Source organism: Oribacterium sp. NK2B42, from assembly GCF_000424445.1.
Taxonomy (GTDB): domain Bacteria; phylum Bacillota; class Clostridia; order Lachnospirales; family Lachnospiraceae; genus Oribacterium.
Genome location: NZ_AUJX01000004.1, coordinates 78,773 through 100,504 on the forward strand (window position 1 = coordinate 78,773; position 21,732 = coordinate 100,504).

Sequence of the window (21,732 nt, forward strand, 5' to 3'; positions counted from 1 at the left end):
GCTCCTTCCTGATATCAGTTAGCTGCTATATTTCCATTTTCATCTATGATACGAACGCTGGCTCCGTCATAGATATCTTCTGTCCAGCTGGAAACCAGCTTATCAGTGGTTGTGATGCCGTCCAGTACCTGGTACTCTGATTCATTGGTGATCCCCAGAGTGATGAAGGCTCTTTTAGCTACTCCGTCCTTATATACGTATACATAAGGATTTCCTGCTGAATAGTAAACATAGTCCGCCGGGATGATCATTGCATTTTCAGCTGTTGCCGATGTAAGCTTTACCTTTGCGGCAACACCGTCTGCAAGGGCTTCAGCATTTTTGAGATCAGCCTCAACCGCAAAAAGACCTGTGGAGTTATCTACCAGTCTGCTCATTTTGGTTATGCTTCCCTCATATTCGGAGCTGTTCTTTTCAACAGTCACCTTCTGCCCCATGAAAAGGTTATTAAGTATTTCCTCGGTTACGCTGAAGGTAACCTTTCTCTGACCGGAGCCTGTTATGACACAGAGCACCGATGACTGCGAAACAGTTCCGTTTAATGTCATGTTCTGGTTCTGTATGGTTCCATCGGAGGGAGCCGTAACAGTTGAGTACTCAACCTGGGTGTCATAGTTCAGCTTTGCAGACTCTGCCTGAGCCTTTGCGGAAGCAACCTGAGCCTGGGCAGCATTGGCGGAATTCTGTGTTGACTTAAAGGTCTGGGGCGCCACATCACCTGCCTGATAGAGCGGTGTCATACGGTTTAATGCATCCATTGCTGTGTCGGCCTGCTGCTGAGCTGCACGGACAGAGGCATTGGCAGCTTCAAGACTTGCCTTTGCGGAATCTATTGCCTTCTGGTTATCGATCTTTGCAATTGGATCTCCCTGCTTTACGATGTCTCCGTTCTGTACGTAGATTTCAATGATCTCGCCGGAAACCTTCGGAGATACGCTGTAAGTATCGGAAGGCTGGATCTTTCCCATTATGGAAGTATCATGTTTGATAGAACCAAGGGTGGCGTTTGATATGGTAACCGCCGGAAGTTCCTTTGTCTGGATCTCCTCCTTCGGCTTCATGATCCTGGCTGCGATTGCCCAGCCAATAACGCCTATTATTCCAACAACGATTAATATAGCTACCGGTTTTTTCATACTGTTCTCCAATCTTTATTATGGAAATATTATTTAAGTCAATTACCGATCTGACTGTTTTGTCTATGTTTCAAAATTCTTTCTTTGATCAGGAAGCTTCGGTAAGTTTCTGAACCTCCCTGCCTGCTCCGTATCTCAAAATATCAAGCTGTGTATTGAATTCCTGAAGGATAATGTCTTCATCCTTGTCAGGATGTATAAGCATGTTAAACAGCGCCATGAAGGAAATAATGTGTGCCGACTTAAGTATGGCAGCCAGTCTTTCCTTACTCCCTCTTACATCCAAAAGGCTCAGATCCAGATGCTCCATCATCCAGTCCAGCTGTTCCTTCTCGGTTTCTTCCCTGTTCTGAAGATCAACTTCCACCCAGTCCACAAGACGCCTCATCATATTGCTTTGGGTGAAAATGTTGATACTCTGCTGTATGGAACCTTTTTTCATGTATCCCGCAACCCTTAAGGTGTATTCTCTAATGGATTTCCAGAAGTCACCCCGGTTTTCCAGCACTATCTCTCTCATAAAATGACTGTTTTTTTCTCCTTCGTCCTTAAGTATATATTTAAGAAGATCTTTCTTGTCCTCAAAATAGGTATAGAAACTGCCTCTGGAGATACCTGCATTTTTGATTATCTGATTAATGGATGCTTCCTCGTAGGGAACTCTGGCGAATTCTTCTCTTGCCGCATCCAGGATTCGCTGCCGTTTGTCTTTCGACAACTTTTCAAACCTTTCCGTTGACACTTATATCCTCCGATTTCTTTTTACACTCATTCCGATGCAACCATAGCAGGGTGCATTATTTCCCTTCTGACTGTCTCCCGCTTTATTTGAATATCAGGCATGATGCGAAAGCATGAAGGACTGTCATTAATAGTGACAATATGTCACCTCGTGATACCTGAGTATAGTGACAAGGTGTCATTCTGTCAATTATTTATTCTGCATTATTTTACTTTTTCATAAAAACTATATTGCTTTTTTATATTATTTTTAGAATATTGTATTAATCCAAGTACACAACTCCTTGCTTAAACGACATATTTGCATTACAATAATGGAGTATTGTATACAAAGAACGATTTATATATGAATTTCGGAGATTTAATTTATGGACAGTGTTAAACTGCAGGCCTACGGAAAGATCAACCTGTCTTTGGACGTTTTGCGGCAAAGAGAGGATGGATATCATGACGTAAGAATGATCATGCAGACCGTAAAGCTCCATGACAATATAGACATGCAAAAAACAAAGGAGCCCGACATAAAGCTCACAACAAATCTTTCTTTTTTGCCTGTCAATGAAAACAATCTCATGTATCGCGCGGCTAAGATGATCATTGACGAGTTCGATATCAAAGAGGGAGTTTCCATGCAGCTTAAAAAGGTGATTCCCGTTTCTGCCGGAATGGCGGGAGGATCAACCGATGCGGCTTCTGTTCTTTACGGAATGAACAAGCTCTTTAATCTGAGATTATCCACAGAAGATCTTATGTTACGTGGAGTTAAGCTTGGAGCGGATGTACCTTTCTGCCTTACAAGAGGTACTGCCTTATCAGAGGGAATAGGCGAAATACTGACTCCTCTCAGGAAGCTGCCGTCCTGCCCCATAGTGCTTGCGAAACCGGCGATTTCCGTATCAACTAAGTTTGTATATCAGAATCTTCATGTTAATGACCTGCCTAAAGAAGCACATCCGGACGTTGATTCCGTGATAGCCGCCCTTGAAAAGCAGGATGTTAATGAAGTTGCCGTAAATATGGGAAATATCCTGGAGACAGTTACGTGCAAAAAGTACCCGGAAATAGAGCTTATAAAAGATGCCATGAAGGAGCTTGGAGCCGTAAATGCGATCATGTCCGGCTCAGGTCCTACGGTATTCGGTATTTTCAGTGATGTTGCCGAAGCCAAAAAATGCTATGAAGCTTTGAGATTCGGAAAATACAGAAATCTCGCCAAGCAGGTCTATCTTACGGAGCCATGGCGCTGATATGACGATTTTTTTATTCCGGAGATAATCTAACCTATTAAATATTGGAGGACAAAACCTTGATGAGTGAATTCACAGTTAACATGAACGAGTATCTTCCTCTCAGAGATCTCGTTTTCAATACTTTGAGACAGGCAATTCTTAAGGGGGAACTGAAGCCCGGTGAGCGTCTTATGGAGATTCAGCTTGCGGAAAAGCTTGGGGTTTCCCGCACACCCATAAGAGAGGCGATTCGTAAGCTGGAGCTTGAGGGTCTTGTTATCATGATTCCGAGACGTGGTGCCGAGGTTGCCAAGATTTCCCACAAGAGTTTACAGGATGTTCTTGAGGTTCGCGGGGCTCTTGAGGAGCTTGCCACAGATTTAGCCTGTCAGCGTATCAATGACGAGGAATTAAAGGAGCTTGCAGATGCGGAGGACCGTTTCAAAAAGGTTGTTGAGAATAATGGCTCTGAAATGGAGATTGCGGAGGCTGATGAGGCCTATCACGACATTATTTACAAGGCTACCCGCAATGATAAGCTTGTTCAGATGATCAATAATCTTCGTGAGCAGATGTACAGATATCGTCTTGAATACATCAAGGATGAAGCTCAGAGGGGTACTCTCATCAATGAGCATGAGAAGATTCTTGAGGCTATCAGGATCCGTGACATCATCCGTGCCAAGACTCTCATGAAGGAGCATATCGACAATCAGGAGTCTACGGTTTCCCAGAACCTTGAGTGGGAAGCAGAGGCGGAAAGCAAAAAGCAGCGGAAGAAGTGACGAGTCAGAGGACATCAATTTAAAAACGGGTCGCTGTGAAGAAAATCCAGAATTGGAGACCTACGAACCGGCGGGCATCCATCTAAAAACGAGTCGCTGTGAAGAGAAAAATCTAAAATCAGACTCCTAAGAGGCTCTAGACCCTCGCCAATGTCTGAGTTTACTTTTATGAAAACTCAGACTTGGCGAGGGGGCTAAGGAAAAGGGATCAAGAGCCTCTAAGGAGTCCGATTTTGATTTTTCTCGTCACAGCTCAACGTTTTTAGATGGATGCCCGCCGGCTCTAAGGTCTCCAATTCTGGATTTTTCATGTACTTTCTCAAAGTTTTTAAATTGATGTCCTCTGACTCTGTTCTATCTATACCTGTTGAGTTTTTGCTTTTTATTGTCTGCTTTCATGACAAGTGAAGTAAATTACCTGGTAGGACCGGGCGATTTCATCGAGGAATTGCATTGCGCCGGGGATTTTGTAATCGTCCAGGTTTACGAAGGGATCATCCAGTAGGATGAAGGGTTTTTCTTTTTGATACATGGCTTCAATGAAGGCCATTCTACGGGCAAGTTCCACCATGTTGCGGAAGCCAGCGGAGAGGAGCTGGGTGCTGTGCTCACGACCGTCTGCTATGAAATTCACGTTAAAATGGGCATCCATGCGATATGGTATTTCTCTGAGACCGTTGGTATTGATGAGGATACGGTAAAACTTTTCAAAGGCAGACATAAGGGGCGCCATATATTCTTTTGTGAAATTGTTATGGGCTTCTTCTATATGGTCTCTTGTCAGTATCAGAAGGTTGTACCTTTGTTCCAGCTCCCGGAGTTCATCCAGGCCGAGAACATACTGTCTTTCCTTTTCATAAACCTTTTCAAGTTCTTTTTCTATGTTCTGTGAATGCAGCTTTAATCTGTTGATGGTTTCAACTGCTTCATTGTATTCCTCTGTGGTTTCCTGAAGCTTACGGCTAAGGGTTTCAAAGCTTTCACCATCTTCTCCGGGTCTCATGGCATTTCTTAGTTTCTCTATATCATGTGTCTGTTCAAATTCTGCTTTCTCCCGTCTCTTTAAAGCCAGTTCTTCGGCAAAGCCTTTTAAATCACATAATCTGCTGTATCTCAGGATATCGTTTCCCAGACTTCCGAAGGCTTCGAAATCAACATTGTCGGGATCCGAAAAGTCAGCTTTTGGGTAATATCTCTTGAGATACATAACTACTTCAGAGGTCAGTTTGTCTATCTCTTCGTAAACTTCGTCTATAGTCTGGCGGTGTCTCTCTTTTCCACCTGAGCTTTTATGGCCGCTGTTTCCGGAGACTGCCCGGGAGATAAGCATTATGATCAGCATGGATAGTCCTGCTGCCAGTATGCATGCTCCTATCACGAGGCTGAGATCCGTGAATATCATGTAGGCTCCGATGATGATCAGGATCACCGAAAGGATATATACCATGATTCCGGTCAGATTTGAAATCTCTCCGCCATAGCCTTTTCCACGTGCCCGGAGGCCGGCCTGCTCCATAAGGTCAAGCTTTTCATGGAGGAACTGTATACGTGAAATCCTTTTTTCGATTCCTCTTAGCTCAGTTTCTCCCGGTACACCGTTCCGGAATCGGACATCCAACTCCCTCATGTCGTGATTAAGCCGGGAACTTCTTTCTTCCGGAGTAAGGGTGTCGGCTTCAGCCCCGAAATGTCTTCTCTGTATCTCCATCAGTCTCTTTTCGCATTCTGAAATATCCTCTATGAGGTCTTCATATTTCATTTTGTCTTTAAGTGTATCCTGATACTGACTGAGGGACATGGCACGGCTGTTTAGTATCTCTATGTTTTTTGCTCTGGTTCTCTGTTCATCTCCGAGAATTTTTAGCCGCTCCGCACTGCCGGTAAGTTCCTTCTCCAGGGCTTCCTTGTTTTTAAATTCAGACTGAAGGACCTCCAGCTCCATTCTTTTTTTGAAGATGGCTCCGGTTCTTCTGTTGGGGGAAAGGTTATTTACCTCATCCTTTATGGATTCCATGACCGTTTCGTAGCGGTTCATGTCTTCCGGGTCTTCGGAAACATTACCGATCTTTGCATTGATCTGGGAGGTCATGCCGGTTTCCAGCTCCTGCTGCCCTATGAAAACGGTTCTTCTGAAGGATCTTTCATCGATCTTCAGTATCTCTTCACCGATATTTTCACTGAAGTCCGTTGACGGGAGGTTTGTTTCGGCATCATACAACGTAAAGGTATCCTGAGCCTTTCTTTCTCCGAAGGTCCGCACTATACGATAGCTTCTTCCTTCCGATAGTTCAAATACCAGTTCTCCTCCGAAGGTGCCTCCCTGCCAGGGGCTGAACTTCTTACGGTCATTATCCTCGTCCTGGGATTTTCTGTCGCCGGAGAGTCCGTAAAACATAACTCTTATGAAGGAGGCCAATGTTGTCTTCCCGAAGCCATTCTCCCTCAGGAAAACATTGAGACCTTCACTAAAATCTATACTCCGGTCCCGGAGCTTCCCGAAATTTTCTATTTTTGCACTGATTAGTTTCATTTATTTTTTCCTATACGCGGAAACCTCAACCTTTTCGGGTCCTGTTCCCGAAGGACTGACACTACATTTAAATTTCTCATAAACACCGGACGCATCTTCTCTGACAACATCCGGTCTCTGTCAAATCCTGAGCTTCCTTAATTCCCCATCAGCAGCTTTATGCCGCATTCTATGATCTCGGCCTTTAACTCATCTCCGAGCTCTGTATCTTCACGAACGGATCTTATGAATTCTCCCTTAAGGGATCTGTCATTCTCAAATATCCGGTAGTCGACAGTGCGCCGGCTCTCATCTTCTGTTTCTATATAATAGAACATGGACTCAAGCTGATTTTTTATGAAGCTCATGTTTTTTTCGGCTGTGATATCAAGCTCTCCCTTAAAGATAACCCTTACCATATCTTCAGGTTTCAGGCGGCCGCCGCCTGCTTCCTCAAGGATTCCTTTTACCGTATCGTCATCTATATTCCTGATTTCCTCTGAAGAAGTGGGTACACCTCCAAGTAATGAAAGCTGAGCCTTTGTTCTGTTTACTATATCAATGGAGGTTTCCAGTCCCGTTATATCCACAGGCACCAGCCAGAGATGTCTTTTACTTATATCGATGATCTGGCGCTTAAGTTCATGGGTCTCTTCATTTATATCAAGAAGTATGAAGCCATGCTTTGAACACTCATCAAACCCCCGTCCTTCCAGGCAGCCTGGGTAACACCACATGCCTCTTCCGTCGATCCGGCCTTCGCTGAACCTGTGTATATGTCCGAGAGCCATATAATCTATATTATGCTCCGCGTAATCCGAAACATATATCTCTTCTTCTGTTTCCGTCTGTTTTCCGGTATTGTATCCCGTCATAACCTGACCATGGAGCATGACTATATTGAAGTCTTCTTCCTTTAGGTTCAGGGTTCTGGCCGCCCAGTTCTCGGGAAGCTGTGCTCCCCCAAAGCTTGTACTGAGCTCTCTTCCGGATACGACTATATTCCCGGACAGTCTGAACATCCGCCAGGAATCATTGAAGGTATAGAGGTTTTCCGGTAATGTTTCCGCCCGGTTCAAAAATGTATCTGTGTCGTGATTTCCTTTAAGATAGAAGAACACTATTTCAGGGTGGTTTCTGATGCTTCCGATGACAGCATTGGCAGTTGTCCCGCTGACAGCTGCCGTATCGAACATATCGCCGGATATAAGAATGGCTGAAACCTGCTGCTTTGAGGCGTATTCAAGGAGCCTGAGCCACGTACCCAGGAGCTCCTGTCTCCGCTCCTGTGCCCGCTTTTCATCCAAATGTGTATTTAATCTGCTGTCCAGATGCAGATCCGCGCAATGTATAATCTTCATTAAAAACCAAGCCTTTATTTTTCAAACAAATGTACGTTGTTATTTTATCATTTAAATCCTTACAACTCAACTGTTTTATCGATAGAATTTATTCGATATATCCGCCGACCTTCATTTCCCTGAGACGTATATGATGTCTTCTCAGGAACAGGAAGAAGATGCCGAATACAAATACTACTGTTGTAAGTGCACCTACAGCCTGATTATATCCGAATATAAGCATCAACCCGGTGTATGCCGCAAGAATCAGGAATATCTTCGCCATGGAATCAAATCCAAACTTAAAATGTTCCTTTGCATACCTCTCTATGGAAAGAATGCAGATGTAGTAGATGGTCATGGTGATGACCATCCATATGGTCTTCGGAAACAGTGGCACCAGAGGTCTTGACATCAGTTCAAGGGCAATGGTGGTGGAGTTGATGGCCAGGATCATGATGACATGGATTACCAGGAAGCCAAGACCAGAGGTCCTTTTATGATGGTCAAGGACGTTGTCATAAAAGAAACCGTAGCTCAGGAACATGCCTATGACTACAAGGAAGGAGGAAACATTGAACCAGATGCCGGTTTCTTCCTTAAAGAAGCCGGAGATACCGATGATCATTTCTCCGAAGGTCAGGATGACCAGCAGCAGGTTTCTTTCCGCAAAATGAGGGAAATCACAGGGTCTTTTGTCATAAGCCGTGTGCTCCTTTAGCTTTCCGATGTATCCTACTATCAGCGCAATCGGTGAAATCACTATTCCCGTCAAATGATAAACCGGGATTGAAATAATGATCAGTGCAAACTCAAAGGTCAGGATGGTAACATTATTCCTGAGGATTTCCTTATCGATTTCATCCAGTCTCGGAGCAAATCGCAGCTTATCCCAGCTTCTGTAGGCAATATTCAGCATTATCAGTGCCCAGGCAATGTGGTAGCGATTATAATGATCAAGAAAGTGAAGGTTGGAACCGCTGGCCATGTAGTACAGAAGGTACATGTTGGTCAAAATACTGATGTAATCTCTCAGTGCCTTCCTTCCGTATCTGTTGAAAAACATGGTGGTGAACATCCAGATCTGCATGACTACCGCGGTAAGGAATATAAATGTCAGTATGGCTTCCGCAGGCGGGAAGGATTCTTCATAGCTATGGAACATGGCATTGATGGTTCTCAGGCTGTATACAAATATCAGATCATAGAAAAGCTCAATGTACTCAACCTTTTTCTCAACGTGATCTTCCGGTGCGGGACTCTCCTTATTTACCATGGACCAGATACGATAGAGGATTGAGCCTTCCGCTTCCTTTACCGGTCTATCCTCATCTATTTTTGTTTCTCCCGCAGCCTTTTCAACTATTTTGTTGAAATACTCTCTCTTCTTATGCTCTTCTTCATCTATGTCCTTTCCTTCGGTACGGACATGTATTTCCATTAACTCCTGTATCATGGGCTTAATGGCGTAGTCTTCCTTTTTAAGACTGCTTCCGTCGGAATCCAGGCCAGGAATGTCTACATCTTCCGTATATCCACTGTGCTCAGAGCCTTTTTTCTTTAAATCGATATCATCTTTTGAACTCATGGTATCTCTCCTTTAAACCCCGGTCTTTTATCCCTGACATACTATGCCCTTATGACCGACCTCTTTATAAATCATTCCCCTTAACCCATATCTTGTATACAATAATGCACAAAAAGTTGGAGAATACTGTTAAATTAATATTCAAACTAACTATATTTACGTGATTTTACCATACAGAAAAAGAGCGGCACAAGACATCTCCTGTACCGCTCTTTGTATTTATTTAGATACTTTACAGAAGAACATCCGTCCCCATGATCCACCGGCTGTTCTTGTTACAATTCTTTTACAGAGTCTTACCTGTAAGCATGGTATATGCTTCCTTGTAGAGGTCAACTGTCTTATCAACAATATCCTGAGGGAGGGTAGCATTGTTATCAGGATTTGCTTTTAGCCAGTTACGAACAAACTGCTTATCAAAGGATGACTGTCCCTGACCTTCCTTATACTGATCAAGTCTCCAGAATCTTGAGCTGTCAGGTGTGAGAACCTCGTCAGCGAGAACAACCTCGCCATTCTCATCGAGACCGAACTCAAACTTTGTATCAGCAATGATGATTCCCTTTGAAAGAGCGTAGTCTGCACACTTTTTATAAACTGCAAGTGTGGCATCCTTGATCTTTGTGGCAATCTCTTTTCCCTTTCCGGGGAATGCCTTTTCAAGGACTTCTATGGACTGCTCGAAGTTGATATTCTCATCGTGGTCTCCGAGATCAGCCTTTGTTGAAGGTGTGTAAAGCGGCTCGGGAAGCTTCTGGCACTCAACCAGTCCCTCAGGAAGCTTTAATCCGCAGATGGTGCCGTCCTTCTTGTAGTTCTCCCATCCTGATCCTGTGATGTATCCGCGCACGATACACTCGATAGGGATCATCTCAAGCTTCTTGCAAAGTGTTGCTCTGCCATCAAATTCAGGCTTCTGAAAATACTCCGGCATATCCTTGTTATCAACTGAGATCAGATCGTTTGGAATAACATCCTTTGTGAGATCGAACCAGAACTTTGACATCTGAGTAAGAACTCTTCCCTTATCCGTGATCTGGTTATGAAGAATCACGTCAAATGCTGAAATTCTGTCGGTAGCCACCATGATAAGCTTGTCACCGAGATCATATATCTCACGTACTTTACCTTCCTTGACCGGTTTAAAATCTGCCATCTTTACCCTCCATATTTAATTTTGGATCCTCGCGTCCGAATTGTATTACCGAAATTTAGTATAATTCATTTGGCTTAAATCACAAGTCCAAATATTTATACAAGAACGGCAGGCCCTTCAGCCTGCCGTTCCTGTTTTAGGTTATTTATAGAAAAGAGTTTATCGAGTCAGTAAATTTAAAAGAACATTATCTCTGTACACGAGCTCCTGCACCACCCATAACGGCTTCAACTTCCTTCTTTGTAGCCATTGTGGTATCACCCGGAGTTGTCATGGCAAGAGCGCCGTGAGCTGCACCGTAGTTAACAGCCTTCTCTGCATCACCGGTTGTCATAAGTCCGTAGATAAGTCCTGAAGCGAAGGAGTCTCCTCCACCTACACGGTCCATGATCTCAAGACCCTTGTAATCAGCTGCCTTGTAGATCTCACCGTTTGCCCAGCAAAGAGCTGACCAGTCATTAACTGTTGCAGTATGAACAGTACGAAGTGTTGTGGCAACAGCCTTGAAGTTAGGATATGTCTTAACAGCCTCGTTGATCATCTTCTTGTAGCCGTCAACATTAAGCTCCTTAAGAGACTCATCCTGTCCCTCGATCTTGAAGCCAAGGCAGGCTGTGAAGTCTTCCTCGTTACCGATCATAACATCAACATACTTTGCGATCTCTTTGTTTACTTCCTGAGCCTTTGCCTGTCCGCCGATAGCTGACCACATTGAAGGACGGTAGTTAAGATCATAAGAAACCATTGTGCCGTACTTCTTTGCTGTCTTGATGGCTGCGATAACAGTCTCTGAAGCCTGCTCTGAAAGAGCTGCATAGATTCCGCCTGTATGGAGCCAGCGAACACCGAGCTCGCCAAAGATATAGTCAAAATCGAAATCTTCAGGCTTTGCCTTTGAGATAGCGGTATTTGCTCTGTCTGAGCAACCCTTTGCTCCACGGATACCGAATCCTCTCTCTGTGAAGTTAAGTCCATTTCTGCAAACTCTGCCGATTCCGTCTGTATCCATCCACTTAACAAGTGATGTATCAACACCGCCCTGCATCATGAAATCCTCTACAAGGTGACCTACCTCATTGTCTGCAAGAGCTGTGATAACTGCAGTCTTAAGTCCGAAACACTTGCGAAGTCCGCGGATAACATTGTACTCTCCGCCGCCTTCCCATGCACGGAAGGATCTTGCTGTTCTGATCCTGCCTTCGCCCGGATCAAGACGGAGCATAACCTCTCCCAAAGAAGCTGCATCAAATGTACACTCATTTGCCGGTCTTAAATTTAAATCCATATCTTCCTCCATTTTAAAATGAAAATCATACTGTTCATCAGCTTGTTAAACTCATTTTATCTGCGACACGCTTATATTTTGTAAGCGCTTTCAAAAACAATTAGAAGTATAGCACAAGACTTCTGAAATCTTCAAGATGTCTTGTGCTAATTTTTCAAAAATTTTATACCTCAACGCAACAGTTCAGCCGGTGGGCCAGGGGGACGGGGTTGAACTGTTATACCTCAACAAACTTTCTGGTTGCGGCATTAAGTTTTCCTGTTACTTCAACATTGTGATCCATAGCCTCTGAGATTCCACTCATATCGCCTACGATCTCCATGGTATTCTGAGCGGAAAGGGTGATGGCCTGTGAGCTCTCGGATACGGAATTTGTGATGGAAGATACGGAATTTGCCATATCCGACATTATTCCATTAAGATAATCAGCCTTATCCTTAAATGTGATAAGCATTGTATTCATGGTATCTGCCGTATTTTCGTACTTATTTCCGGTCTCAACGAAGCTGTCGTAATCCTTTGTTACATCAGTCTTGATGAAATCCAGTACCATCCGGGCATTATCGGCAAGCTCCTCAACCGCGTTTGTAACATCCTTACTTATACTCTGGATGTCATTGGCAGTCTTCTTGGAGTTGGCCGCAAGATTGCTGACCTCGGAAGCAACTACCGCAAAGCTCTTTCCTGCCTGTCCGGCACGGGCTGCCTCGATGGAAGCATTAACAGCGATAAGGTTGGTCTTTTCCGCAATATCAAGTATGTTCTTGGTAAGGGTATCGATCTCCTTAACCTTCTTTGAATCTTCAAGAGACTTTGCAAGCACCTCGCTGAGTTCGCTGACCTTCATGCTCATACCCTGCTTTCTCTCCGTAACATGCTGCTTTATCTCATCAGCTTCCAGCTTGATACCTGAAGCGGTTTCTCTTCCGCCGGTTGCCTCGCGGTTTATCTCATCCGTTGATGCCTTTACCTCCATTACCTGGTTATTGATAGAAGATACCATCTCCGATACCGACTGCATGCTGGCACTGAGCTCTTCCATGGCAGCGGAGGTACTCTGTACATTTCCGTTTGACTTGTTGAGCTTCTGTGTGACGGTCTCGGTGGAAGAATTAAGTACCTCAACACCGGACTTAACCTCCTTCATGACATTCTGCAGAGTCTCTATGAAGAGGTTTATACCATTGATGATATAAACAAGTTCCGATGCACTTCTGGTGTAGATTCTTGTGGTCAGATCCCCTTCACCCTTTTCTATCTTTCCTATGATATCGCTGACTTCTCTTGAGATACTCTTTATCTTCTTCACTATACCGAAATAGTTGAGAAAGAAGTTAAATACTATAAGGAGGATAAAAAGTCCTGTACCCTTGATAGCTGCCTCAATTCCGTTTTTCAGCATCAGCATCATTTCCACATTACTCTTGTCAGCCTCAGCTGTAACGGCTTCATCGATAACCTTGCAGGCGTGGAATATAGCCACCTTCTGGAGCTCCGCCCTGTTAAAAAGTATGTCATAGGCTGTATCCCGGTTTCCCTGATCGATCTCTGCCACAGACTCATCGATCATTACATTAAGCCGGTCATACTGCTTCTGTATCTCCTGAAGGGAGGCTAATGCTTCTGCCTGGGAATCTGCATCAAGCTGCTTTTTAAGCTCGCTGATGTCTTCTTCTATGGTCTTTCTTGTAGACTGTATCTCCGGAAGCAGCGCCACACGGGTCTCATCGGCTTTTGCCGATACGTAGCCTATGGCCTGATCATACAGGGACATGACATCCGATTTAAGCTCTGCTTCCTCTGTGCTCAGGGACAGTACATACTGAGACATTGACCTGCTGTTCAGGGTCTGCTGCTGCATCTGTCCTATGAGCATCCGCATCACAAGCATAAATGCTATAAGCATTATGATGTTTATAGCACTTATCTGAAACATTACAGTGCAGAAAAACAAAGGATGCTTTCTTACTTTTAGTTCTTTTCCTCTGACTCCGGCTTTTTTAGCCACCATAAAGTTATCCATTTTGTTCCTCCGTTCATCCCTCATAGTAACTCTTGACAGCTCTTGCTATCTGTGAAGTAAAGCCTTCGGCATCCATTTCTCCACGGGCATACTCATTAAATATCTTTCCGAACGCATTGGCTGCAATACCTTCCTTCATATCCATCCAGTGCCAGTTTGAAGTCTTTCCGGAAGCAATATATGCGGATACTACCGGTGCAAAAGGATCCGATGCCACATACTTGCAGGATGTGAAAGGACTCACAAATCCGGCATTCTCCACCAGTATCTTTTGGCCTGAGTCTCCTGCGCACCACTGTAGGAATGCCTTTGCTTCCTCTGCATTGCCTTCCTTCAGAACTGCCCACCAGGAAGGAGGATTCGTAAGTATCGTGTCAACTCCCTTGTCAAAAACATACGGAAGCATTCCTACCTTGAAATTTCCTGCCTTATTATATTCTGCGGCATCATTTCCCGTCATAACGGCTCCGATCCAGGAACCCTGGGTAACAAATGCATATTTACCGGAAGCAAAATTCTTTACCTGATCATCATAGGTTCCGGTAACCAGGAGATCCGGATCACTGTATTTCTGAAGGAGCTCAATAAATTCCGCAAATTTCAGGAATCTGTTACGGTCTATGGCATGTTCATTGTTGATCTTATCGATATAGGTGGTGTCGGATCTGTCGAGACCTGCATCGATATAGTTTCCGAATATGTGGTTTCCGGTTGACCAGCTTAGATTTTCATCTTCCGCACAGTAACCCACAACCGCAGTAAGCCCCAGCTGATCCTTTTTACTGTCCAGTGTTTCAAATGCTTTCTCCATAAGCTCCGGACCGGTAAGAGTTTCCGGGTCTATTCCGGCCTTCGAAAGAAGGTCTGCATTATAAATGAGCCCTATTGCTTCTGTGGCATATGGGAATCCAATGGTTCCGTAGTTCTTGTCAACATACTCCGCCTCTGTATCCTTCGCCCAGGCCTGGTCGCTGAGATCCACAAGAAGACCTTCCCAGTTTGCAAAGCCGGAAGACTCGCACACGAAGATATCCGGCATCTTATCTGAAAGATAATAAGCTTTTAATGTTGCCTGGACATCTACTCCGCTTTGTGCGGACTCAACTTCTACATTCACACCTGTTTCTGCTTTATATTTTTGGGCGAGTTCTTTGATCTGAGCATCAACCTCACCTTTACCGTTAAACAGTTTAAGAGTTTTCTGCTGACCGGCTGCCGCAGCCTCTTCCTTTTCCGCAGCATTATCTTCAGCGATATTGTTAAGCTCTTTCATGTCAACATTAAAAGCTTTTTCCACCACCTCATCTTTGAGGCCACAAGCGGAAAGCATCGATGCAGCTGACAGTACAAACATGATTCCGAATAAATATTTTTTCATATAGTTTCGCTCCCTGTTAAGCTTTAAACCTAAACCCATGCCAAAATAAGGGTCACTTATTATTTATCTCGGAACTTTATTTAGTTTTATAAGTTATATGGAAACAAGTATCCACCGTGGGACACACACAAAAAAAAGAACCAAAACCACTATAATGATTTCAGTCCATAGGAATAGAACCTGATTCTCAGGATTTTGAGAGGCCCGACTTGAGTGAGGGGTAATCGGGTCTCAATCCTGATAGTATAGAGTATAGAATAGTTAGACTCATTGAAGTCCTTTAATATCTTATTCTATTTTAGAAAATGATTCAATTAATTTTTTGTTTAAAATGCATTAAAATACTGAAAAATTATCTTATCCAAGTTTCTTTTTGATATTATCAATTTGTAATACTAAGCACTATAATATAGTTATCCAATTATTTCGAGGTTTGAAATGGCTATTATAGGGTATTCAATTAACAGAATTTTTATCGACACCAAGTCAAGAGACCGGAGCTTCGAGATGAACGAGCCTCATGTACATAATCATTATGAGCTGTTTTATCTCAATAAGGGAAGCTGCAATTTTTTTATAAAATCCCACTTCTATAATCTGGTTCCGGGAAGCGTTCTTATCATACCGCCCAATACCCCACACAGCGTGCACTACACTTCGAAACAGCAGTCAGTGCGCACCTTGGTATTGTTCCGTGAAAAGGATGTATTTTTCCCAAATATGCAGTTTATATACGATACTCTTGCTGAGAAAAATACCTATATTTTGCAGATACCGGCCATGTATCAGGTGCATGTGGAGCAGCTTATACAGAACATGGAGGCGGAACAGCGTTTCAACGATGAAAGAGTGAGTCCTGCCATGCTCTCACTATGCCTCATACAGCTTCTGGTTATCATCAGGAGATTCTCCACAGATATAGACACAAGTCTTTTGGATGAACTCCATACAACTAACCGTCAGCTTAGCCTGGCTGCCACTTTCATCAAGAAAAATTACAATCAAAAGATAAGCCTTAATGATATTGCGGAGGCCAGCGGTTTCAGTCCGAATTATCTCTCAAGAAAGTTTAAGGAAGACACCGGTATCGGAGTACATGAATATCTTACCTTTATCCGTCTCAATAAGGCTGCCATCGAGCTTGCCCATACGGATCATACCATTACGGAGGTTGCCCTCAATAACGGCTTTAGTGATGCCAACTATTTTAAGGATGCCTTTCACAAGTCTTTCGGTTTATCTCCCAGGGAATATAGAAAGCAGGATGCGACATCCTTTACGGATCCTGTCGTAACTTTCTCAGATTTTGCCCCTGTTGCAGCCCCTGTCTATTTAAAAACGGAAGACAGTCCGGCAACAATAAAATAAATTAAAAATAAAATAAAAAACGTCATAAAGTCTCACCCGACCGCCAAGGATCGGGATATGAACTTCATGACGTTTTATTTTTTCTATAAAAGGGAGGAGGGCAGGTGACCATTGGTCCCTGCCCGAGTATTATGAAAAAAATCTTATTAACTATTGATAACCCATTTCGTTATCATGTCTTTACTATAAAAATCATCAATGAACAAACTATGTTAATCTTTTGAATAATTTGTAAACAATTGTGAACGGGATATGAACGATGTAATCCGGTCGAGCGGTCGGGCATCCATTTAAAATCGAGGCGGCTCGGCTTTACGATTTTAAATGGATGCCCGACCGCTCTACTCTACTATTCATCCTTGTTTTTTAAATTCTCCAAATCACGTTCTGTTTCAGAAGAAGAACCTTCTTTCAGGGTGCCGTCGAGGTTCAGGTCCTGTAGGATGGGGCGGACTTCTTTATCCCTCGAGGGATCTTGTTTCGGCATGTATTTTTCGAAGATGTGGTCAAGCATGGTGGAATTTATCCAGGCGAGGAGTGGGTAGCCCATAAGTACCATGAAGGCGGTTATCCAGGCCATGTAGAAGAGAGCCACGTAGCCGATGGCGATGATGATGACATCACTAATCAGCATTGACAGGGTGGATCCCAGGTATCGTATGGACATGTAGGCTGCATTTGTGACGGTGTTTTTTACAGTGTTGTCAAATCTGCTGAGGAGGGGCCATACATAGGTGAATACAAATATCCAGATGACCATCATGGCTATGGTGATTCCCTGCAGCAGTATTCTTGTGACTCCTGCACCGGCAAGAACACTTCCGAAGAAGTTAAAGTCAAAGACAAGAAGCATGATGAGCAGAAGCATTGGAATCCATATGATTGTGGCCTGCTTGAAATTCAGCTTGAAGGATCTGAAAAACATTTTAATGTCTCCGTCATCCTCGTTTCTCACTATCTTTAATGTACAGTAATACAATGCTGTTGTTGATGCCCCTATGGTTACTATGGGGAGTGAACATAAAATCCACAGTATATTAAGTAATATCATATCTCCCAGTCTTCCGACGAAGCGCCAGATGGGATTATCGTAATTAAAAAAGCCCTGAAGCATAATCCTTCTCCTATTAAACTTACCATAAAAAACCCGTGCCGCGGTGGTCGCAACACGAGCATTCTATCACATATATTTATCTATCACCATAGATATATTCCCAGTTACCGATGATTTCTTCAATTTTCTCATCTGATAAATCGTCATCATCCTTTTGTGCAAATGCTTTCTCAGTGGGCACTGTCTGTTCGGTAGTTTCCACCGGCTCTACGCATTCTCCTCTGAGTTCCCTTATAAATACTCTTGCATCTTTCATAAATGCTGCAGTTATGAGTACGATCACAAGTCCTATGGGGAATGCCGCAATGATACTTACCGACTGTATATTGGCCATGGAGCTTTCCGAAAACACCAGTGCAACCGGAAGAAGTATCAGCATTACCGACCAGAAGGCTTTGATGATATCCTTTGGTTCTTCATCTTCCTTCAGATCTTTGTAGCTGTACTGTGCGGCTACAAGAGTTATGGAGTCAAAGGAGGTTGCGTAAAATGCTATCATGGCCACAACCAGAACCACCATTACCAAAGCTGACAACGGAAGCTGCTTAAGTATTTCTATGATAGTGATGTAAAGGTCACCGGTTGCTTCATAGACAGCCACAGAATCAAGCTTTCCCGTTACCTGAAGTCCCAGCCCGTAGTTTCCGAGTATTATAAAGCTCACAAAGGTACTGCCCATTCCGAAAACATATCCACCGAGAATTGTCTGGCGGACTGTCCGTCCTCTTGAGATGCTTCCGATAAAGAAGGGAGCCGCAACGCACCATACCATCCAGTAAGCCCAGTAGAAAATGGTCCAGTTTTCGGCAAAACCTGTGGTCCTGAGTGGATCCGTGTAGGTTGAAAGACCTATAAAGTTCTGGGTAAGTCTTCCCATTGCCGCAAATCCTGTCTCGATGATGAATTTGCTCTGACCTCCGAAGAGAAGAACGTAAACCAGCAGGCCATAAAAAAGGTAGGTGCAGACATTGGCAAGTATCGATATGCCAAGCATTCCTTTCATTACCGAGTAGGTGTAGATGATACAGGTCACAACAAGTATGAATATGGTTATGGATCTTTCCGAGATATTAAGGCCTGTAAGTGATTTTATAACCTGACTGAGTAACGGAGTGGCAACGGAAAAGGTTGTTGCTGTTCCCGCAAGGAGGGCAAATACCGCGAGAAGATCGATGAGCTTTCCCGGTAATCTGTCAGTATAGCTTCCGAGCAATGATCTGCATGCTTCTGAATATTTCTGTCTCTTACGCTTACGTACATGAAGCATAAAACCAAAGGACACGGCAAGTACCAGATAGAAAGCCCAGGGGATGGGACCCCAGTGGAAAAGTGTAAAGGTACTTGACCAGTCCATAAGGTCACCCATTTCTTTAGTATGAGGATCCACCCAGTAAAGTATCCACTCACAGAGCGAATAAAACAGTATATCTGCCGCAAGACCACAGGTGAACATCATTGAGCCCCAGACAAAAAAGCTGTATTTGGGCTTCTCATCCTGCTCACCCAGTACTATATTTCCTATATCCGAGCAGGCGATATAGATGGATATCACCGCAAAGGCAAGTCCTATGAAAAGATAATAAACTCCGAAGCTGTCACCAAGAAAACTTCTTATATTGTTAATGATGACATTGGACTCCTGAGGCACCACAAAGAAGAACACGCACATCATTCCGATAAGAAGGAACGGAACCAATGTTATAAACCAGTCTATTCTGTTTTTGTCAAAAGAAGATTTCTTGTTCATTTTTATACGCCCTTTCCTAAGTTTTGAACATGATAGCATCAGAGTCCCTATTCGTCAAGTTTGTTTTTCTTACAAAAATCATCCGAAAATGGACCGTGGGACGGAGTTAGTGGTTCATTTTTAAAAAATGAAACACTAACTCCGTCCCACCAGGTTCTCCGACTAATCAAAGTCGTCAACATTTTCCTTTGTGATCTTCTGATATGGGAGTCTGATATATTTGTCTCCCTGAAGTCCCAGACCTTCGAGGTTCTCACCGGCAGCAAGTCTTTTCGAAAGGTTAAAGATGGCGTCGGCCTGACCACGGGCATCATTATAGACCGTTGCAGCCATGCTGCCTTCCTTAACGGCTGCTCTTCCCGGTTCCGTTCCGTCTATACCTATGACATAGGGCCACTTGTACTCGGGAATATCCGAAACATTATAGGCATCTATAACCCCAAGGGCCATATCGTCATTATTGGCGAATACAAACTCTATTTTATCTCCATGGTTTTTTATAAGCTTTTCCATCTGGTTTGAAGCCTGAGCCCGATTCCAGTTGGCAATGGCATATCCCAGCTTATCAAGCTTCACTCCCAGCTCCCGTATCCGGTTTACACAGTTCTCTGAGCGGACTATGGCGTCCTGATGACCTGCCTCGCCTTCCAGGATAACGTACTGGATCTCGCCGTCATTGTTTCTGTCAACGTTTTCGTTCTTTATAATGTCAACCGCCAGCTCTCCCTGCATGATTCCGGATTCAAATGCATCCGCCCCCACATAATAGAGCTTATTCCACCTCAGCATATCCTCATCCACCAGCTCCCGGTTAAAGAATACTATGGGGATATCGGCATTTCTTGCCGCATCTATGATATTGGAAGGTGCCGTGCGGTCAACAAGATTTACACATATAACATCGCAGCCGTGTTTTATCATTTCCTCAACCTGATCATCCTGTGCGGACTGGCTCTGGGAAGAGTTATATATTTCCAATGTTATCTCCTGCCCTGCTTCGGCCCTTGCCGAAAGGACATCTTCATTCAGATCCTTGAGGATCTCAGCGATAAAGGTATCATACCTGTCATAAACTGTGATGCCGATCTTTATTTCATTGTCCGGCTTTTCAGGCACAGCTCCGACTCCGCAACCCGGCAGAGTCAGGAGTGCCACCGCCATAAGCATTATGATTTGCTTTTTTATACGCTTCTTCCTGAACATCGGAATAACAACCTCCCATCTATTAACGAAGCTTTTTAGAGCCTTAATCTTACACAGCTGCATATCTAACGGGCTCTATATTCACAAAGGAGCAACAATGCTTTTTTTCAGTCATCCAACCCCGGTCTTTGATTTCAACGGACTATAGGGAACAGTATCTGCTGGTTATCCTCTCCGAAAAGATTCTCTTTGTTCACAACACCGAAACCGATCTCCCTGTCCTCAAGAACCGAGGTTCGGTTCTGAAGCTTTAATGCAAGGTCTGACAGGCTTTGATACCCCATACTGAAATCGTTGGTAAGTATCATGGAGTCGATCAGCCCGGAATCGATATAGTACACAAGCTTTTCGCTGCACCCCGATCCGTAGAGCCTTTTGTCACCCGAATCTCCCTTTGTGCAGTAATCTACCGCTTTCTCCATGCTGTTATTATCAAGGCATACGATTATCTCTGCCGGATTTTTTGTATCCGCCTTTTCCAAATCCTCGCTGGTGTAACGGGATTCTGAAACACTCCAGACTATCTCCGGATCAAGATTCTCCGTTGCATCCATAAATCCCCGGAGCCTCTGCTGCATCCCGGACTGTTTCTGATTACCTGAAACTATTCCTATTTTAACTCTTCCCTCTTCTGTCCTGCCCTTTAAATCTATGGCAAGCTCATTACCTATGGCTCTTCCCACGGCATAATTGTTGGGGGCAACGGTTGCATGATTGCCTCTGACATCCACATCCGCGTCAACGTTTGTAACCACAAATTCAACCGGTACCCTGGCACTTATGGAAGAAACCATTTCATGTATTCCCTCACTAAGGCAGAATTCCACTATGACACCGTCAGCTCCCTGAGAGATCCTTGAATTGATCATGGATGCTTCTTCCTGGATATTGTCTATATAATCTGTATACACATAGTCAAGCTCGATGCCGTTATCCTTTGCAGCCTGTTCAAGACCTGCCTTAAAAGGTACCCATCTTCCTTCGGAGGAGTTGCTGACTATCACGGAAATCTTATAGTTCTCCGAGTTTATGCCCTTTGTGAGCATAACAAGGCAGAACATAATAACTATAAGGGTCGCCACCACCACAGGCAGCAGAAATTCTTTATCTTCGTTCATTATTTCTAACCA

At 43.9% G+C, this 21,732-nt stretch carries 16 protein-coding genes; 3 read left to right on the forward strand and 13 right to left on the reverse strand.

The genetic code is table 11. The annotated features are described in order from the left end of the window. Positions 1-14: 14 nt before the first annotated feature. Positions 15-1,136 (reverse strand): efflux RND transporter periplasmic adaptor subunit, encoded by a 1,122-nt coding sequence (locus G625_RS17900; protein ID WP_049895571.1) that lies wholly within the window; start codon positions 1,134-1,136, stop codon positions 15-17. An 88-nt stretch (positions 1,137-1,224) separates the two neighbouring features. Then, positions 1,225-1,878, reverse strand: a complete 654-nt coding sequence (locus tag G625_RS20865) for a TetR/AcrR family transcriptional regulator (RefSeq protein WP_049895573.1) — start codon at positions 1,876-1,878, stop codon at positions 1,225-1,227. A 367-nt stretch (positions 1,879-2,245) separates the two neighbouring features. Between G625_RS20865 and ispE the strand changes: the two genes are divergently transcribed. After that, positions 2,246-3,124: a 4-(cytidine 5'-diphospho)-2-C-methyl-D-erythritol kinase gene (gene ispE, locus G625_RS0101650; protein ID WP_029199725.1), complete on the forward strand. Its 879-nt coding sequence runs from the start codon at positions 2,246-2,248 to the stop codon at positions 3,122-3,124. Between the two features lie 59 nt (positions 3,125-3,183). Further along, positions 3,184-3,891, forward strand: coding sequence for a GntR family transcriptional regulator (locus tag G625_RS0101655; RefSeq protein ID WP_029199726.1), 708 nt, complete (start codon positions 3,184-3,186; stop codon positions 3,889-3,891). A gap of 382 nt (positions 3,892-4,273) precedes the next feature. On the opposite strand, the gene G625_RS0101660 is transcribed toward G625_RS0101655, so the two are convergent. The 7 genes from G625_RS0101660 to G625_RS0101690 form a co-directional block, all read right to left on the reverse strand. After that, positions 4,274-6,421, reverse strand: a complete 2,148-nt coding sequence (locus G625_RS0101660) for an ATP-binding protein (RefSeq protein ID WP_029199727.1) — start codon at positions 6,419-6,421, stop codon at positions 4,274-4,276. A gap of 137 nt (positions 6,422-6,558) precedes the next feature. Beyond that, a complete protein-coding gene (locus tag G625_RS0101665; RefSeq protein ID WP_029199728.1) occupies positions 6,559-7,761 on the reverse strand; it encodes a metallophosphoesterase family protein in 1,203 nt (400 codons plus the stop codon). Between the two features lie 88 nt (positions 7,762-7,849). After that, positions 7,850-9,328, reverse strand: a complete 1,479-nt coding sequence (locus G625_RS0101670; RefSeq protein WP_029199729.1) for a low temperature requirement protein A — start codon at positions 9,326-9,328, stop codon at positions 7,850-7,852. A gap of 286 nt (positions 9,329-9,614) precedes the next feature. After that, positions 9,615-10,484, reverse strand: a complete 870-nt coding sequence (locus G625_RS0101675) for a phosphoribosylaminoimidazolesuccinocarboxamide synthase (protein ID WP_029199730.1) — start codon at positions 10,482-10,484, stop codon at positions 9,615-9,617. Positions 10,485-10,671: 187 nt separating this feature from the next. Further along, positions 10,672-11,769: a sugar kinase gene (locus G625_RS0101680; RefSeq protein WP_029199731.1), complete on the reverse strand. Its 1,098-nt coding sequence runs from the start codon at positions 11,767-11,769 to the stop codon at positions 10,672-10,674. 217 nt (positions 11,770-11,986) lie between these two features. After that, positions 11,987-13,792, reverse strand: a complete 1,806-nt coding sequence (locus tag G625_RS0101685) for a methyl-accepting chemotaxis protein (protein ID WP_029199732.1) — start codon at positions 13,790-13,792, stop codon at positions 11,987-11,989. 13 nt (positions 13,793-13,805) lie between these two features. After that, a complete protein-coding gene (locus G625_RS0101690; protein WP_029199733.1) occupies positions 13,806-15,170 on the reverse strand; it encodes an ABC transporter substrate-binding protein in 1,365 nt (454 codons plus the stop codon). 438 nt (positions 15,171-15,608) lie between these two features. Here G625_RS0101690 and G625_RS0101695 point away from each other — a divergent pair, with 438 nt between their 5' ends. Beyond that, positions 15,609-16,538, forward strand: a complete 930-nt coding sequence (locus G625_RS0101695; RefSeq protein WP_029199734.1) for an AraC family transcriptional regulator — start codon at positions 15,609-15,611, stop codon at positions 16,536-16,538. A 349-nt stretch (positions 16,539-16,887) separates the two neighbouring features. Here G625_RS0101695 and G625_RS0101700 read toward each other — a convergent pair whose 3' ends face one another. The 4 genes from G625_RS0101700 to G625_RS0101715 all read right to left on the reverse strand — a co-directional run bounded on the left by G625_RS0101700 (position 16,888) and on the right by G625_RS0101715 (position 21,720). Further along, positions 16,888-17,652, reverse strand: a complete 765-nt coding sequence (locus G625_RS0101700; RefSeq protein ID WP_029199735.1) for a YesL family protein — start codon at positions 17,650-17,652, stop codon at positions 16,888-16,890. A 76-nt stretch (positions 17,653-17,728) separates the two neighbouring features. Continuing rightward, complete coding sequence (locus G625_RS17910; RefSeq protein ID WP_084152713.1) at positions 17,729-19,399, reverse strand: BCCT family transporter; 1,671 nt, start codon at positions 19,397-19,399, stop codon at positions 17,729-17,731. A gap of 162 nt (positions 19,400-19,561) precedes the next feature. Further along, entirely contained in the window at positions 19,562-20,602 is a 1,041-nt protein-coding gene (locus G625_RS0101710; RefSeq protein ID WP_029199736.1) for a galactose ABC transporter substrate-binding protein, read from the reverse strand. Positions 20,603-20,736: 134 nt separating this feature from the next. Then, a complete protein-coding gene (locus tag G625_RS0101715; RefSeq protein WP_029199737.1) occupies positions 20,737-21,720 on the reverse strand; it encodes a sugar ABC transporter substrate-binding protein in 984 nt (327 codons plus the stop codon). Positions 21,721-21,732: the final 12 nt, after the last annotated feature.

Bases quoted from the DNA above. Each gene is read 5' to 3' on its own strand.
- G625_RS17900 (WP_049895571.1), bottom strand. From the start codon at position 1,136: ATGAAAAAACCGGTAGCTATATTAATCGTTGTTGGAATAATAGGCGTT.
- ispE (WP_029199725.1), top strand. From the start codon at position 2,246: ATGGACAGTGTTAAACTGCAGGCCTACGGAAAGATCAACCTGTCTTTG.
- G625_RS0101660 (WP_029199727.1), bottom strand. From the start codon at position 6,421: ATGAAACTAATCAGTGCAAAAATAGAAAATTTCGGGAAGCTCCGGGAC.
- G625_RS0101665 (WP_029199728.1), bottom strand. From the start codon at position 7,761: ATGAAGATTATACATTGCGCGGATCTGCATCTGGACAGCAGATTAAAT.
- G625_RS0101670 (WP_029199729.1), bottom strand. From the start codon at position 9,328: ATGAGTTCAAAAGATGATATCGATTTAAAGAAAAAAGGCTCTGAGCAC.
- G625_RS0101675 (WP_029199730.1), bottom strand. From the start codon at position 10,484: ATGGCAGATTTTAAACCGGTCAAGGAAGGTAAAGTACGTGAGATATAT.
- G625_RS0101680 (WP_029199731.1), bottom strand. From the start codon at position 11,769: ATGGATTTAAATTTAAGACCGGCAAATGAGTGTACATTTGATGCAGCT.
- G625_RS0101685 (WP_029199732.1), bottom strand. From the start codon at position 13,792: ATGGATAACTTTATGGTGGCTAAAAAAGCCGGAGTCAGAGGAAAAGAA.
- G625_RS0101690 (WP_029199733.1), bottom strand. From the start codon at position 15,170: ATGAAAAAATATTTATTCGGAATCATGTTTGTACTGTCAGCTGCATCG.
- G625_RS0101695 (WP_029199734.1), top strand. From the start codon at position 15,609: ATGGCTATTATAGGGTATTCAATTAACAGAATTTTTATCGACACCAAG.
- G625_RS0101700 (WP_029199735.1), bottom strand. From the start codon at position 17,652: ATGCTTCAGGGCTTTTTTAATTACGATAATCCCATCTGGCGCTTCGTC.
- G625_RS17910 (WP_084152713.1), bottom strand. From the start codon at position 19,399: ATGAACAAGAAATCTTCTTTTGACAAAAACAGAATAGACTGGTTTATA.
- G625_RS0101710 (WP_029199736.1), bottom strand. From the start codon at position 20,602: ATGTTCAGGAAGAAGCGTATAAAAAAGCAAATCATAATGCTTATGGCG.
- G625_RS0101715 (WP_029199737.1), bottom strand. From the start codon at position 21,720: ATGAACGAAGATAAAGAATTTCTGCTGCCTGTGGTGGTGGCGACCCTT.